The 15,296-nt window shown below is 67.7% G+C and carries 13 protein-coding genes, 1 tRNA gene and 2 pseudogenes; 6 read left to right on the plus strand and 10 right to left on the minus strand.

Going from position 1 to position 15,296, the window contains the following annotated elements; genetic code table 11:
- Nucleotides 1-757, plus strand: a pseudogene (locus tag ON33_RS38695) (Fe-S oxidoreductase); the annotation flags it as partial.
- 163 nt (nt 758-920) lie between these two features.
- Nucleotides 921-1,682 (plus strand): copper homeostasis protein CutC, encoded by a 762-nt coding sequence (locus ON33_RS29310; RefSeq protein ID WP_051153038.1) that lies wholly within the window; start codon nt 921-923, stop codon nt 1,680-1,682.
- A 603-nt stretch (nt 1,683-2,285) separates the two neighbouring features.
- Here the strand turns inward: ON33_RS29310 and ON33_RS29315 are convergent.
- The 3 genes and pseudogenes from ON33_RS29315 to ON33_RS29325 form a co-directional block, all read right to left on the minus strand.
- Nucleotides 2,286-3,587, minus strand: a pseudogene (locus tag ON33_RS29315) (YibE/F family protein); the annotation flags it as partial.
- A 561-nt stretch (nt 3,588-4,148) separates the two neighbouring features.
- Entirely contained in the window at nt 4,149-5,408 is a 1,260-nt protein-coding gene (locus tag ON33_RS29320; RefSeq protein ID WP_040862596.1) for a pyridoxal phosphate-dependent aminotransferase, read from the minus strand.
- Between the two features lie 65 nt (nt 5,409-5,473).
- Nucleotides 5,474-6,835, minus strand: a complete 1,362-nt coding sequence (locus ON33_RS29325) for an ABC transporter C-terminal domain-containing protein (protein WP_083869407.1) — start codon at nt 6,833-6,835, stop codon at nt 5,474-5,476.
- A 257-nt stretch (nt 6,836-7,092) separates the two neighbouring features.
- Between ON33_RS29325 and ON33_RS29330 the strand changes: the two genes are divergently transcribed.
- Nucleotides 7,093-7,542: a hypothetical protein gene (locus ON33_RS29330; RefSeq protein WP_040862367.1), complete on the plus strand. Its 450-nt coding sequence runs from the start codon at nt 7,093-7,095 to the stop codon at nt 7,540-7,542.
- A 91-nt stretch (nt 7,543-7,633) separates the two neighbouring features.
- On the opposite strand, the gene ON33_RS29335 is transcribed toward ON33_RS29330, so the two are convergent.
- The 3 genes from ON33_RS29335 to ctaD all read right to left on the minus strand — a co-directional run bounded on the left by ON33_RS29335 (nt 7,634) and on the right by ctaD (nt 11,680).
- Nucleotides 7,634-9,043, minus strand: coding sequence for an Hsp70 family protein (locus ON33_RS29335; RefSeq protein ID WP_157184781.1), 1,410 nt, complete (start codon nt 9,041-9,043; stop codon nt 7,634-7,636).
- A gap of 181 nt (nt 9,044-9,224) precedes the next feature.
- Complete coding sequence (dcd, locus tag ON33_RS29340; protein ID WP_040862368.1) at nt 9,225-9,797, minus strand: dCTP deaminase; 573 nt, start codon at nt 9,795-9,797, stop codon at nt 9,225-9,227.
- Between the two features lie 128 nt (nt 9,798-9,925).
- Nucleotides 9,926-11,680, minus strand: a complete 1,755-nt coding sequence (ctaD, locus tag ON33_RS29345) for an aa3-type cytochrome oxidase subunit I (RefSeq protein ID WP_040862369.1) — start codon at nt 11,678-11,680, stop codon at nt 9,926-9,928.
- Between the two features lie 263 nt (nt 11,681-11,943).
- Between ctaD and ON33_RS29350 the strand changes: the two genes are divergently transcribed.
- A tRNA-Gly gene (locus tag ON33_RS29350) sits at nt 11,944-12,017 on the plus strand.
- 69 nt (nt 12,018-12,086) lie between these two features.
- Here ON33_RS29350 and ON33_RS29355 read toward each other — a convergent pair.
- The 4 genes from ON33_RS29355 to ON33_RS29370 form a co-directional block, all read right to left on the minus strand.
- Complete coding sequence (locus ON33_RS29355) at nt 12,087-12,491, minus strand: hypothetical protein (protein ID WP_040862370.1); 405 nt, start codon at nt 12,489-12,491, stop codon at nt 12,087-12,089.
- 131 nt (nt 12,492-12,622) lie between these two features.
- Nucleotides 12,623-12,955 (minus strand): hypothetical protein, encoded by a 333-nt coding sequence (locus ON33_RS29360; protein WP_040862371.1) that lies wholly within the window; start codon nt 12,953-12,955, stop codon nt 12,623-12,625.
- Nucleotides 12,956-13,005: 50 nt separating this feature from the next.
- Nucleotides 13,006-13,302 carry a hypothetical protein gene (locus ON33_RS29365; RefSeq protein WP_040862372.1) on the minus strand — a complete coding sequence of 99 codons (297 nt, stop codon included), beginning with the start codon at nt 13,300-13,302 and terminating at the stop codon, nt 13,006-13,008.
- Complete coding sequence (locus ON33_RS29370; RefSeq protein WP_040862373.1) at nt 13,289-13,513, minus strand: hypothetical protein; 225 nt, start codon at nt 13,511-13,513, stop codon at nt 13,289-13,291. The genes ON33_RS29365 and ON33_RS29370 overlap by 14 nt, the downstream gene beginning before the upstream one ends.
- A gap of 103 nt (nt 13,514-13,616) precedes the next feature.
- Here ON33_RS29370 and ON33_RS29375 point away from each other — a divergent pair, with 103 nt between their 5' ends.
- Nucleotides 13,617-14,396 (plus strand): alpha/beta fold hydrolase, encoded by a 780-nt coding sequence (locus tag ON33_RS29375; protein ID WP_040862374.1) that lies wholly within the window; start codon nt 13,617-13,619, stop codon nt 14,394-14,396.
- A 9-nt stretch (nt 14,397-14,405) separates the two neighbouring features.
- Nucleotides 14,406-15,164, plus strand: a complete 759-nt coding sequence (locus ON33_RS29380; RefSeq protein ID WP_040862375.1) for a crotonase/enoyl-CoA hydratase family protein — start codon at nt 14,406-14,408, stop codon at nt 15,162-15,164.
- Nucleotides 15,165-15,296: the final 132 nt, after the last annotated feature.

Genomic DNA, 15,296 nt, shown 5'->3' on the forward strand with positions numbered 1-15,296 from the left:
CGGGCTCAAGGCCCCCGGCACGAAGGCTGCCGCACCGGCCGCCGAGGCGCCTGCGGCCGAGGCCGCGTCCGAGGCCACCGCGGCTCCGGCGCCGGCCAAGGGTCTGGCCATGAAGGGCCCCGCCAAGGCTCCGGGCGGCAAGGGTCTGCAGATGAAGGGCGGCCTGAAGGCGCCGGGCGCGAAGGCCCCCGCCGCCGAATCCGCTTCCGCCGCTGCGGCTCCCGCCGAGTCCGCGCCTGCCGAGGCTCCCGCGGCTCCGGCCGCCAAGCCGGGCGGGCTCGCCATGAAGGGCGGCCTCAAGGCTCCCGGCGGCAAAGGTCTCCAGATGAAGGGCGCCGCAAAGGCTCCGGGCGCCAAGCCCGCCGCCGAGGCCGCTCCGGCCGAGACCGTGGCGGAAACCTCCGCGCCGGCCGCCGAGGCTGCCGCGGCCCCCGCCGCGGAGGCCAAGCCGTCCATCGCGCCCAAGGGTCTGGCCATGAAGTCCGGCCTCAAGCGCCCCGGCCCGAAGGCTCCGGGCGCCGCGGCCCCGGCTGTCGCTCCGGCCCCGGAAGCGCCTGCGGCTCCGGCCGATTCGGCTCCGGCCGCCCAGCCTGTGCAGGTCGAGGCCGCCGCTCCGGCGGAGGCTCCGGTCGCCGTCCAGGACGGTGCCGATAAGGCGCAGGGGAATGGCGACAACGGCGCTGCCGTGCCGCCGGCGGCCAAGCCGGGTGGCCTCGGCTTCAAGTCGGGCATGAAGGCTCCGGGCCGCAAGAACTAGGCCCCCGGCCCGAAACAGCGGGCGGCCGAACCTGATTGACGAGGGCGGCGCTACCAACCCGGTAGCGCCGCCCTCGTCCGTTTCTACCAGTTCACGGGGCATTCGCGACCCGTTGGCTAATCTCAGGCAACATGACGCGCCGGAGTTCGCCATACTGCAAGGTATGACGGATGCGCGGGCGGTGCGGGTCGAGATCGGGGTGGAGTCTCTGGGCGGGGTCCGGATCGCCGAACAGGCGGGGGCCGCGCGGGTCGAATTATGTGCCGGGTTGACGGTCGGGGGACTCACGCCCGGGCCTGCGCTCATCGAGGCGGCGGTCGCGGCGGCCGGGCACACTCAGGTGCACGTGCTGATCCGGCCGCGCCCCGGCGACTTCCGTTATTCGCCCGACGAGGTGGCGTTGATGCGCACCGATATCGAGCGGGTGCGGGCGGCGGGGGCGCACGGGGTGGTGATCGGTGTCCTCGACGAGGAAGGTCATGTCGATCCGGCCGCCAACACCGAACTACTGGCCGCCGCGGACGAGCTGGAGGTCACCTTCCATCGCGCGTTCGACGTGTGCGCGGATCCCTATGCGGGTTTCGACCAATTGCTGGAGCTGGGTTTCACGCGTTTGCTCACCTCGGGTCGCCAGGAGTCGGTGCTCGACGGGGCCGCCCTGATCTCCCGGCTCGTGACGCTGGCCGACGGCCGCATCGACGTGATGGCGTGCGGCGGCCTGCGCGCCGACAATGCCCGCCGGGTCATCGAGCTGACCGGCACCCGCGATCTCCATGCGGCCGTGCGCATTCCGGTCCCCGGCCGCCCGCAGGCCGATTCCGAGGTCTCCTTCGCCGAATTCGGGGTGCCCAGTGGCTTCGACCATTTCGCGACGGACGCCGACGGCGTGTCGGCGCTCTGCGAGGCGGCACGCGCGTCGCGCTGACGGGAGTTCTTCATCGGCGACACCGCCAACGCCTTCTCCACGACCACCATGCCGCCGACCACCACCCGCGCTGTGGCAGATGATTTCGCGGGATCAGGGCCGGGAGTGCCGTCCGCCGCGCGGCGGTTCGGGCGGCCATCCCTGATCGCCGGGCCGGCCCTGCTCCTGCGGCCACCCCTGATCCTGTTGCCGGCCCCGGTCTCGCGTTCCGGTATCCGACCACGGCTCGCTCGGATTGAACCAGGACGACGTCGTGTACTGCCGTTCCTCCGTCGGGTTCGGATTCGGCTGCACCACACCGGTTCTCGGTACCGTCGGCGATTCGCTGCCGCCGGTCCCGGCGGGCTGTGGTGCGGTGCGCCGCACGGCGGGCTCTTCACCCGTCCACGAATCCCGCTGCTGCGCGCCGCTTCTCGGCATCACCCGGTGTTCACCGCTGCCCTGATCGACCGGCCTGCGCACCACCGGCTGTGAACCGGTGCGGGGCACCGCCGATTGCTCCCCGGTGCGCGGATCCTCGGGCCGGCGCGCCGCCCCGGCACGCGCGCCACCGGGCTGCCCGGCCGTCCGCCTTTGCGTATTCCGTTGCGTGCCAGCGTTTCGGCTCCGAGCACCACCCGCCCCGGCGGCCGCGCGCGCCGGCGCCGGCTTGGCGCCAAGCGGCCGGGCCAGCAGTACCGCGATGGCGGTGGTCAGCGGCACCGACAGGGCCAGTGCGATGCCACCGACCGCCGACCGGGCGATCTCGATGCCCACCGCGTCGCCGGTCAGCACGTCCCGCATGGGCCGTCCGGCCACACTGAACAGCAGCAGCAGCGGCAGCGCGCCACCGGCGTAGGCGAGCACCAGGGTGTAGACGGTACTGGCGATATGGTCGCGGCCGACCCGCATGGCCGCGGAGAAGATGCTGCGGCGGTTGGCCTTCTGATCCAGCGCCGCCAGCTCGAAGGCCGCCGATGCCTGCGTGATGGTGACGTCGTTGAGCACACCGAGCGAGCCGATGATGAACCCCGCCAGCAGCAGCCCGGTGATACTCACGTGCTGTATATAGGCGGCGACATTGGTGTTCTGCTCTTCGGACAGACCGGTGAGATGGGTGACCTTCAGCGACACCCAGGACAGCACCGCCGCCAGCACCATCGAGGTCAGCGTCCCCAGCAACGCCGAACTGGTGCGCAGGTTCACCCCGTGCGCCAGATACAGCACCGAGTAGAGGATCACCGCGCCCGCGACCAGGGCCACCGGTATCGCCGGTTTCCCGTCCAGCAGCGCGGGCAGCAGGAACATCACCAGCACACCGAACGCGATCACGAGCCCGATCAGTGCCCGCAGCCCCCGCCACCGCGCCACCGCGATGATGACCACCGCGAACACGATCCCGATGATCGTCAGCGGCAGCCCGCGCGCGAAATCGTCGAACGAGTACAGGGTGGACCCATTCGGATCCTGCGGAGTCTTGGGCGCCGCCTGCGGCACGATCCGAATCTTGTCCCCCACACTCAAATTCGGCTGATCCGGAGTAGGCGAATTGACGAAGACCGTCCAACTCCCCTTGTCGGCCCCCGAGTCGATCGAAATGACACTCCGCGCACACTGCCGCTGCGCCGCCGGAAGCAGTTCCGGTTCGACCGTGAACACCTTCCCGTTCGACACATCCCCACACGGCCCGAGATCCTGCTTGACCACCGTCCCCGCCTCGGAATGCACCGCACCCCCGCCCCCGTTCTGCATGGGCAACGGAATATCGATGTGCTGAGAACTGGGCCACAGCCAGATCATCCCCACAACCACCGCCACTCCGATCACCGCCAATAGCCCGACGACAACCCGAGCCGCATTGGTCCCGATAGCAATAGGCCCGGAGTGGTCGTGATGGTGATGATGAGAATGCTGGTGATCGCTCACCCGCCGAGCCTAAACGAAAACCATTCCTGACATGCTGAGAGGTTCTGCTCCCCGCCTCCCCGAGACTTCAGCGGACAGCTCGGGCGCCGTTGCGAATTTCGCACCCGTACTGGCGGTCAATGCCGAACCAATTCTGGACGTACCCGGCGAGTTACCCCAACCTCGCGAAATCAGCTGTCGCCTTCCAGATCCCTTCAGGGCTTCTGCGGCGAAGAGGTTTGGGAGGGGCGGCGGAGAGCAGGGGGATGTCTCCGCCGCCCGGGGTCAGCGGCCCAGGGGGGGTAGGCCGGCTAACCAGGGCCGGACGGCCCAGGGGGGGTAGGCGGTCCGGCCGGGCACTCTGAGTGCCGAGGACCACTGTACACAAAAGACGGTTCTTTGCGCTAGCTAAGTCTCTAAAAACCGAACTTTTTCGTACCAGCGGTTTGTTTTAGCCAGGGTCACACCTGCGCCACAGCCCCCGAGACCCGTGTCCGCTACTGGACAGCGCGAGATAGGCGCAGGTCAGCAAGGTTCACAGGATCCCCGTGAACCTTACCGTCAAATATTTCCGCCCGGAAGTTACTGCCGATAACTGGACAGGAAGTTGCCGAACCGCTCGATGGCGACCGACAGGTCCCGCGCCCACGGCAGGGTGACAATGCGCAGATGGTCGTGATGCGGCCAGTTGAACCCGGTCCCCTGCACCATCAGGATCTTCTCCTGCAGCAGCAGATCCAGCACCAGCTTCGAATCATCGTGGATCTCATGGACTTCCGGATCCAGCCGCGGGAACGCGTACAGCGCGCCGGTGGGCTTCACACACGAGACGCCCGGAATCGTATTGAGCTTCTCCCAGGCCACATCCCGCTGCTCGAGCAGCCGCCCGCCCGGCAGCACCAGGTCGTCGATGCTCTGATGTCCGCCCAGCGCCACCTGAATGGCATGCTGCGCGGGCACATTCGGGCACAGCCGGGTGGAGGCCAGCAGGTCGATGCCCTCCAGGAAGCCGCCCGCGTGATCCTTGGGACCGGTGATGACCAGCCAGCCCGAGCGGTAGCCCGCCACCCGGTACGCCTTGGACAGGCCGTTGAAGGTGAGACACAGCAGATCCGGCGCGAGCGTCGCCAGCGACACATGCTTGGCGCCGTCGTAGAGGATCTTGTCGTAGATCTCGTCGGCCAGCAGCAGCAGCTGATGCTTACGGGCCAGATCCACCACCTGCTGCAGCACCTCGGCGGAGTACACCGCGCCGGTGGGGTTGTTGGGGTTGATCACGACAATCGCCTTGGTCTTGTCGGTGATCTTGGATTCCATGTCGGCGATGTCCGGCTGCCAGTCGTTGGACTCGTCGCACAGGTAGTGCACCGGGGTGCCGCCCGCGAGCGAGGTCATGGCCGTCCACAGCGGATAGTCCGGCGCGGGGATGAGCACCTCGTCGCCATTGTCGAGCAGCGCCTGCATGACGATGGTGATCAGCTCGGAGACGCCGTTGCCCAGGTAGACGTCGTCCACGTCGAATTCCGGGAAGCCCGGCACCAACTCGTAGCGGGTGAAGATGGCCCGCCGCGCCGGCAGGATGCCCTTGGACTCCGAGTAGCCCTGCGCGTACGGGAGCGCCGCGATCATGTCGCGCATGATGACGTCGGGCGCGTCGAATCCGAACGGCGCGGGATTGCCGATGTTCAGCTTCAGAATCCGGTGGCCCTCGGCCTCCAACCGTGCCGCGTGTGCGTGTACCGGGCCCCGGATCTCGTAGAGCACGTTCTGGAGTTTGGTGGACTGTTCCAGGACGCGCGGGGACCGATGCGGTAGGTGACTCGATGGGCTCACCCCGTCAATGGTGCCATCCGCCCGCAACCAGCTTTTTTCGTGTCCGGCCCACACCTACCGGGAAGTACGCCGGGCTATCGGGCGGAATCCGGCGGCAGCACGCTGCGGGCAGCGGTGGAACCGCAGAACTCCTCGATGCGCTCGTCCAGGGTCTGCGCTTCACCGGCGTCCCGGAACTCCGGAGCGGCCAGCCGCTGCCGCACCGCGTTGAGCCGCTCCTCCAACTGCGCGATGCGCTTGTCCTCGTCCAGCTCCAGCACCGGTTCGAGGGCGGCGGCGGCGCCGTCGAGGCTGCCGTTGATCAGGTGGGCGGCCGCGTTGTCCACCCGGGCCAGCGACTCCGCGCCGTAGGAGCGCTTGTCGGTCGGCCCGTTCACGTACAGGTCGATGGCCCGGCTGGTGGCGTCCAGGGCGGGCTCGGCCTGGCCTAGATGGATGTAGGTGGCGCCGGCGTAGTAGTGGCTCTTGGGCTGGTCGAACCCGAACACCCCGCCCACGTCGTCGTGCAGGTTGTCGCTGGATTCGCCGTCGCGGGCGTCGTCGGCGGCGCGGATGCAGCGCTCGGTGTCGGCGGTGCTGCCCAGCCGGGACCAGATGCGGGCCTCGATGTTCAGCAGCCGCACCCGCGAGGTCGCGGATTCGGCGTAGCGCTGGCCGCTCTGGGCCAGCAGGACCGCGCGGCGCGGCCGCTCGGAACGGTATTCGATGAGCGCCTGCATGCCGCGGGTCCAGGCGCGCAGCGGATCGTGCTCGCACAGTTCGGCGTAAGCCCAAGCGGCCCTGGCCTGTTCGCCGGCGGCGTCGAAATAGCCCAGATCCGTACTGGCATTCGCCAGCAGACCGGACAAGGTGCCCGCCAGCAGGTACAGATGCGCCGTATCGGAGGGCCGCTGACGGCCTTCCAGCAACCGGTACACCCGCCGCCGCACCCGCAGCATCTCCACCATCATCGGCACCGGCGGCATGTGTACGTAGTCGTTGGCGATGCGCGTGACATCCGCGTCCAGCTGTTCCAGCAGGGTCGCACCCACATTGGTGCCCTCGGCCCTGCCGGCGTGCTCACTTGCCTCGTGGGCAGCCGCCATGATCAGATCCCTCTCCGAAATCGCCGCTAACGCATCGCCCCTCATCGCACCCGTATCGACGAGTGCCAGCAGTTCCGCGTCGCTGGAATAACTGGCCTGCGCGGGCATCCCGTTCCATACCTCGGAATTGCCTTGGCGCACATCGAGACCGGGAACGGCGGGGCGGTCGATCAAGGGCTGGTCGATCAAGGCCGCGAACCGTGCCCGCACAACATCGTCGGACCTGGCAAGGGAGGTATCGAGGGCGGCCTGATTGATGGGGCGGGGATGCACCCGATCGCCCCCGGCCTCCCATTTCGAGACCAGTCGTTCGTGCACACCCAGGTGCGCGGCGAACTCCCGGATACTCATGCGTTTGGCATCGCGGAGGGCCCGGGCTTCTTTGCCTGACCAGTGCCGAACCACGGTGCCATCCCTTCCGAACGAACTCCGAACTCCAGGGTACGAGCGGAAAGTGGTCGCGGCCACAGCCGAAACCTTCTCGGTACCAGGCGTTATACGTACCGGTAATAGTGGCAGCGGAAAGGCAGTGGAAGGCGGGTGTGCGGGCGTTTTCACGGTGACGCCCCGCGGGCGACCCTGGTGGCTGGGGGAAGGAGGCGGGGAACGTGAACGCGGACAAGCTCGGAACAGTCGAAGACTGGGTTTCCCACTACCGGCACGAGTTCGGGCTACCGGTCCTCGAACGCGGCGGATTCGTCATGCTTCCCGTCACGGCGCAGGTCGGGGTGGTGCACCTCCCGGTCGCGCGCGCCGAAATGGTGCGCAGCGCACTGCGACAGCAGCGCACCGGCGGACCCGTGCTGGCCCGTCAGATTCGCTGGAGCTTTCTGGCCGAACCTGATTCGCGGCCCGGCGCGCAGATCATGGAGGTGCTGAACCGGCTCGATATCGGCATTCCGGCCGTCGGCAGCGCGGTCATGCTCCCCACCGGCCTCGGCCGCTGGACGCGCGAAGGCTGCCACTGGGTGACCCCACCCGCACGTGATTCCAAACTCCCACCCCTGTCGGCGATCATCACGACAGCTCTGGCGGTGGGAGCCGGAGGCGAGGACTGAACGCAGCCGGTCCTCGCACCACCGAGTCCGCCCCCACTGGCAGTCGACGGGGCGGACTCGGCTTTGTCCGGATCGCGAAAGGCTCAGGCGGTCAACGGGCTTGCTGCGCCGGGGCGGGCGGGAACAGCGGGGGCAGCGTGGGGACGATTACGGGCGGGAGGCCCGGGATGATCGTGATGGTGTTCGGGCCGGCCGTGGTGGCGGGCGGCTCGGTGGTGGTCGTGTAGTTGTGAGGCGCCGGCGCGGCCAGGGATTCGTTGGTGGCGTCGGTGGTGGTAGGGGACGCCACCGCGGGCTCGGTGGACGGGCGGGTGGTGCTGGCCGGAACCGAACTGGTCACGGCGTCCTGGCGCTGCGAATCATGGGTCAGGACTTGGGGTGCCCAGCCCAGGGTGACGCCGATGGCGGCCACCACGACGAGCGCGCCGACGGCGACGCCGGCCAGACTGATCTCACGGCGACGGCCGGGTTTTTCGGCCGGCCGCAGACTGCCCGGCCAGGGCTGACCCGGGTCCGGGGGCGCGGCGGGCACGGCGTTCTCGCGCGGGGCGGCGGGGAAGGGCGCGGGCGCGGGCCGGTGCAGGACCGGGCGGGCCAGCATGGCCGCACCGCGGGTGACCACGGTGTCGGGCGCGGCCGGCACGATGACCGGGACACCCAGCCAGCGCCGCAAAACCCTTGCCACCAGCGGAATCTGGGCGCAGCCACCGAGCAGGGCGACCGCCTGCACGGGCTGCTCGGAACGCAGGATGACATCGCGCGTCATGCGGGCGGAGGATTCGACGGCCAGCATGATCAGGGCCTCGAAGTTCTCCTGTGACAGCAGCACCAGGCCCTCGGTGGAGGGCAGCGCCACCGCGCTGCTGCCGGAGAGCTGCTCCTTGGCCTCGCGGCAGAGCTTGTCGAGCGCGGTGAGCCCGGTGTGGTCCGGCGGGTGGGCGATGCGCCCGGAGGCGATCTGCTGTTCGCGGATCAGCGCGTCGAGGTAGTCGCCGCTGATATCGCTGGTGCGCTCGCTGAAGCAGACTTGCCGGGTGCCGGTGTCGACCACCGTCACCGACAGACCGGAGGCGCCCAGGTCGTAGAGCGCGACGGTGCCGAAACCCTGCAACTCACCGGAGTATTCGAGGAATTCCAGCGCCGCTACCACGTCCGGCACCAGCTCGTAGTTGGTGAACTGCCGCCGCGCCAGCTCGGCCCGGATGGCCCGCGCGTGGTTCTCGTCCCGATAGGCGATGGCGGTGGCGCTGATCCGCGAATCCGCGGCGAGCACGGCCCCGACCGCGTCGGCGACCAGCTCGTCGACCCGGCGTTCCCCGACCGGTACCGCCTGCACGTCGAACGCGTCGGGCGGGCCGTCGAATCCGCTGCGGGCCCGGCCGTACCGCGGCTGCGGGGGCGCGCCGAAATTCCGGGCGGTCTGCTCGGCGGAATCGCCGGTGAACGGACGTGCGACGCGAACCGCACCCGCCCCCACCGAAACTCCCAGAACCGAACTCATCCGCTGCCCATCTCGTTGCGACGCACCTGTCGTCGCCACCTTACGACGTACCGGGCCATCCGTACACCCGCGGAACCCGCCCAGCGGGCGGCGTAATAGCGCCATCGGCGACTGTCAAGTGTCCAGGCAGCGACCGAATTCCGCCGAACGCCCGGCCGAAACCGCTACCCCGTAATGCAACTCACTTCGGCACGGGGAAATTCAGGTAGGCCCGCGACGGCGTCGGCCCGCGCTGACCCTGATATTTCGAGCCCGCCGCGGCACTGCCGTACGGGTGCTCGGCCGGACTGGTGAGCCGGAAAAGACACAGCTGCCCGATCTTCATCCCCGGCCACAGCGTGATCGGGAGGTTCGCGACATTCGACAGCTCCAGCGTGATATGCCCGCTGAATCCGGGATCGATGAAGCCCGCGGTGGAATGCGTCAGCAGGCCCAGGCGGCCCAGGCTGGACTTGCCTTCCAGGCGACCGGCCAGATCGTCGGGCAGCGAACACACCTCGAGTGTGGAACCGAGCACGAATTCGCCGGGATGCAGCACGAACGGCTCGCCCTCGCCGGGTTCGACCAGGGTGGTCAGCTCGTCCTGCCGCTGCGCCGGATCGATATGCGTGTAGCGGGTGTTGTTGAACACCCGGAACAGACTGTCCAGCCGCACATCGATACTCGACGGCTGCACCAGCTTCTCGTCGAACGGCTCGACCCCGAGACGCCCATTGCCGATTTCCTTGCGGATATCCCGATCACTCAGCAGCACCGTGCCATTTTGCCCTCCGCTTCGCTCCGGGCTGTTCGCGGCCCCTGAAGTCTCGTTCTTCCCTCCCTCCGCTCTTCCGCTTCACTCCCCCGCTCCATTTGGTCCAGAACGAGACGGGCCGCGAACTTTCAGGGCTCTACCGGCGGGATTTCCGGCTGAGACGTCTCAGTGATCTGCTTGGATCGCCGCAGTCCCCAGGAGGCGTGGGCTTCGGCTCGCATGCGCGCGACCATGTGCGGGTAATGCAGTTCGAATGCCGGGCGTTCGGAGCGGATGCGCGGCAGTTCGTAGAAGTTGTGCCGGGGTGGTGGACAGCTGGTGGCCCATTCCAGGGAATTGCCGTAACCCCACGGGTCGTCCACGGTCGCGACCTCGCCGTAGCGGTAGCTCTTGAAGACATTCCACACGAACGTCACCATCGAGAATCCGAGGATGAACGAGCCGATGGTGGAAATCGTGTTGAGCGTGGTGAATCCGTCGCTGGGCAGGTAATCGGCGTAGCGGCGCGGCATGCCCTGGTTCCCCAGCCAGTGCTGCACCAGGAATGTGGTGTGGAATCCCAGGAACGTGGTCCAAAAATGCAGTTTCCCGAGCCGTTCGTCCAGTAGCCGCCCCGTCATCTTGGGGAACCAGAAGTAGATTCCGGCGAAGGTGGCGAACACGATGGTGCCGAACAGGACGTAATGGAAATGCGCCACAACGAAATACGTGTCCGACACGTGGAAGTCCAGCGGCGGCGAGGCCAGGATGACGCCCGACAGCCCACCGAACAGGAATGTCACCAGGAAGCCCACGGAGAACAGCATGGGTGTCTCGAAGGTCAGCTGCCCGCGCCACATGGTGCCGACCCAGTTGAAGAACTTCACCCCCGTGGGCACCGCGATGAGGAACGTCATGAACGAGAAGAACGGCAGCAGTACCGATCCCGTCGCGTACATGTGATGCGCCCACACCGCGATGGACAGCGCGCCGATGGCCAGGGTGGCGTACACCAGCGTGGTGTAGCCGAACAGCGGCTTGCGGCTGAACACGGGGAAGATCTCGGTCACGATGCCGAAGAACGGCAGCGCCACGATGTAGACCTCGGGATGCCCGAAATACCAGAACAGATGCTGGTAGAGGATGGCCCCGCCGGTGGACGGGTCGTAGATGTGCCCGCCCAGGTGCCGGTCCACCTCCAGGCCCATGACCGCCGCGGTGAGGATCGGGAACGCCAGCAGCACAAGCACACTCGTGACCAGGATGTTCCAGGTGAAGATGGGCATCCGCCACATGGTCATGCCCGGGCAACGCAGGCAGATGACCGTGGTGATCATATTGACGCCGCCCAGGATGGTGCCGACGCCGGACACCGCCACGCCCATGATCCACAGGTCCGCGCCGACGCCCGGCGAGTGCTCGGCCAGACTGAGCGGGGTGTAGGCGGTCCAGCCGAAGTCGGCCGCGCCGCCCGGGGTGATGAATCCGGCGGTGGCCATGGTCGCGCCGAACAGGTACAGCCAGTAGCTGAGCGCGTTCAATCGTGGGAAGGCGACATCCGGCGCGCCGATCTGCAGTGGCAGCACCGCATTGGCGAATCCGAACACGATGGGTGTCGCGTAGAACAGCAGCATGATGGTGCCATGCATGGTGAACAGCTGATTGAACTGTTCCGGCGTCAGGAACTGCATGCCCGGCCGTGCCAGCTCGGTCCGCATCAGCAGCGCCATCAGGCCGCCGATCAGGAAGAACGCCATGGCGGTGAACAAATACATGTTCCCGAGCAGCTTCGGATCGGTGGTGGTGATGACCTTCCACAGATACGACCCCCTGGGTCCCATCCGGGGTGGAAACGGCCGAACGGGTTCGAGCTCGGGAGCTTCACGAGCGGGCACCGCGGTCATACGTCCTCCTCGACCGCCGAGCAGGAGCACCGAGCGCACGCTTCAGTTAACGTTCAGCGCATCCAAACTTCCTGTGGTGGACGGGTTTTCGACCCTGCGGGCCAGTCTACGACCGCCCGTGGACGGAACTCGGTGCTTCTGCGAAAGAGCTCCGCGACCTTCGGCGCGTCGCGCTCCGACACGGACATGAACGGCGCCGACACCCGAAGAGTTGCACCCGGCCGGAGGCGGTCTGATAGAGTCGCGAGCGCAAGCAGGACCCTGCCGGTGTGGTGTAGTGGCAACACGCTACCTTCCCAAGGTCGAATTGCGGGTTCGATTCCCGTCACCGGCTCCACGAGAAGGCCCCCGTCCACGGACGGGGGCCTTCTCGCATGTCAGAGCATTATTCTCGCATGTCAGAGCGCTATTTGATGCACTCGGTGGCGATCCGCTTGGTCGCCTTGCCCGCCTTGATCAGATCCTCGGTGCCGAGACCGACCTTGGCCGGGTTGGTGCCGTTGGCGCTGTCGATGATCTTCTGGATGCCGCTGTCGGACAGCCCCTCCTGCAGGTAGACATTGGCGACGCAGTCCGCGGTCTGCTGACTGAGTTTGCCCTTGTCCTGCAGGGCTTTCGAGATCTGCTCGGCGGTCAGCGCGCTGCCGCCCGGGCTGGTGGCAGCCCCCGACGAGGTGGTCACGCCCGGCGAAGTGGTCGTCACCGCCTTCGGAACGGAGGTGGTGACGGGGCTGGCCGATTGCTGGTCATTGCTGCACGCGGACAGCAGCGGTAACGCCAGTAGCGCCACCGCGACGACGGATTTCCGCATTTGCGATCCCTCCCGGACGCCGGGCCGGTCCCGGTCGCCTCCGAGAGTGCACCGGCACCCGGAAGTTAACAAGCGGAGGTCGAAAATCGCAGGCCGCCAAGGGTCTCGGCGGCCATGACCACGACGCGGTGCTACTGCATCGCCTGCATGCAGGCGGTGACGATCTTGGAGGCGGCGGCCTGGGCCTTGTCGGTGTCCTCCTTGCTCATGCCGGCCGACTCCATATCCGTGACATTGCCGGACTTGGCGTCGTTCTTGATCATGCGACGCAGCCCGTCCTGCGAAATACCCTGGTCCACGAAGACTTTCGCGGCGCAGTCGGCGAACTTGGCCTCGAGACCACCCGCCTGCAGCGATTTGGACACATCAGCCTGGGTGACATCGGCGGGCTTGTCGCCGCTGCTGCCGCATCCGGCCAGCAGGGGAAGCGCGACGAGCGCGGCGGCCAACAAGGAAATGCGCACTGGTGCCTCTACTCTCGAGGTTCGATGGGAAAGTTGCCGCAGGCACCCTCTCACAAATCCATGGCGGCGCGCAGCGCTGTGTCGATTCGTTCCGCGGTTTCGGTGTCGACTTCGGCGACGCGCCGCTCCAACCAGCCGCGATAGATGCGGCCCAGATTGCCGGCGTGCACCCAGCCGTGGCCGGGAATGGGCACGGCCAGGATGTCCTGGGGATCCTCGGCCTCGACCTCGGCGGCGATCAGCCAGGGGCGCGGCGACTCGTTGATGCCGTCGCTCGAGATGAGGATGATGGTGCGGGTTCGGGTGGTGCCGTGCGGGTGGTAGACCCAGAGTTCACCCCTGCGCACGCAGCTCCTTCTCAGCGGCGAGTTTTTCCGCCTCGTCGGCCGCGGCGAGTTCGACCGGGTCCGGCACCGGGCCGCAACCCAGCCGCACGGCTTCGCGGCGAGCGGCGCGGGAGATCCACGCCGACGGCGACATGCCCGCGCGGGCGGCGGCGTCCTGTGCATACGACCAGGCCGCCTCGTCCAGCGACAGGGTCACTTTCCGGGTTGCCATACCTTTTATCGTACCGCCGGAGACGAATTTTCCGTCCTGTTGGCGACGTGTCAACGACGGTAGGGTGAGGCCGGCAGAGACCAGGTCAAGGGGAGAGTCACGCATGACGAAGTTGAACCACCACCGGACCGGCAGCGGCGACCCCCTCGTGCTGGTGCACGGGGTCGGCAGCCACTGGCAGGTGTGGGAGCCGATCATCGGCACCCTGGCCGAATCCTTCGACGTGATCGCGGTGGACCTGCCCGGATTCGGCGACACCGCCCCGCTCGCGCACACCACCGTCTCCACCCTCTCCGACGCCCTGGCCGAATTCCTCGCCGCCGAGGGCATCGAGAATCCGCATCTGGCAGGCAATTCCATGGGCGGCGGGATCGTGCTGGACCTGGCCGCGCGGGGCCTCGCGCGCTCGGTCACCGCCTTCTCCCCCATCGCATTCTGGGACACCTCGGGCCGTGTCTGGTGCCAGCAGGCGCTGGGCCGCGCCAAACAGCTCACCAAGGTGCTGCATCCGGCCGTGCCCGCGCTGCTCGGAAACACCGTCGGCCGTTCGGCCTTCCTCGGCCTGGTGTTCGGCAAGCCCTGGGCCATCGACGCGCGGGTGGCCGTGGACACCGTCGAGGGCCTGCTCGGCGCGGAAGGTTTCGATGCCGCCCTGGCCTCCTTCACCGACTTCCGGCTGCCCGACCGCAGCGCCTTCGACGACATCCCGATCACCATCGCCTGGGGCAACCGTGACATTCTGCTCACGTACGCCACCCAGTCCCGGCGGGCCCGCGCGGAACTGCCCGGCGCGCGGCACGTCACCCTGCGCGGCAGCGGCCACACGCCCTTCTACGACGATCCGGCCGCTTGCGCACGCCTGCTCCTGGACCAGCTCGGATAAGGAAAAACCGTGAGCCACAACGTTTCCCTCACCTTCGAAGGCGACCGGGCGTACGTGGCCCTAGATCGCCCGGACAAGCACAACGGCCTCACCATCGACATGTTGAACGAGCTGGTCCGGGTCGCCGGCGTCATCGGCAAGCGCTCCGACATCCGCGCGGTCATCCTGTCCGGCAACGGCCCCAGCTTCAGCTCCGGCCTGGACATCGCCAAGGCCATGGGCAATCCGATCGCCGTCGTGCGCAACTTCATCCCGCTGCCGTGGCTGGGCACCAACACCTTCCAGGAGGCGTGCTGGGCGTGGCGGCGGCTGCCGCAGCCGGTGATCGCCGTGGTGCACGGACGCTGCTACGGCGGCGGCCTGCAGATCGCGCTGGCCGCCGATTTCCGTTTCGTGACACCTGATTCGGAATTCGCGGTGATGGAGGCCAGGCACGGCCTGATCCCGGACATGACCGGCGCGGCCACCCTGTCACGGCTCGTCGGCCTCGATCAGGCACTGCTGCTCACCATGACGGCCGACCCGGTCGACGCCGCCTACGCCGAGCGCATCGGATTGGTGACCGAGGTGACCGCCGACCCGCGCGCGGCCGCTGAGAAACTGGCCGACCGCATCGCGACGCGCTCCCCGCAGGCGGTGGCGAGCGCCAAGAGACTGTTCGACCGATCCTGGCACTCGTCGGTGCGCCGGACCCTGGCCGTGGAACGCGCCACGCAGCTGCCGCTGATCCTGAGGCAGGCCCTCGACCGTGGTAGGAATAAAAAGTAAGCCAATTCACGGCAAATAATGCGGTTTGCAAGCCCCGATTTTCGGGTATCGCTGTTAGCATTTTCACACTTTGCCAACGAGTCGAACGCATTGTGCGGCCCGTCACATACGGTGTGGTCCGCGCATTATTCG

Origin of the sequence: Nocardia niigatensis NBRC 100131 (assembly GCF_000308655.1) — a bacterium.
GTDB classification, from domain to species: domain Bacteria; phylum Actinomycetota; class Actinomycetes; order Mycobacteriales; family Mycobacteriaceae; genus Nocardia; species Nocardia niigatensis.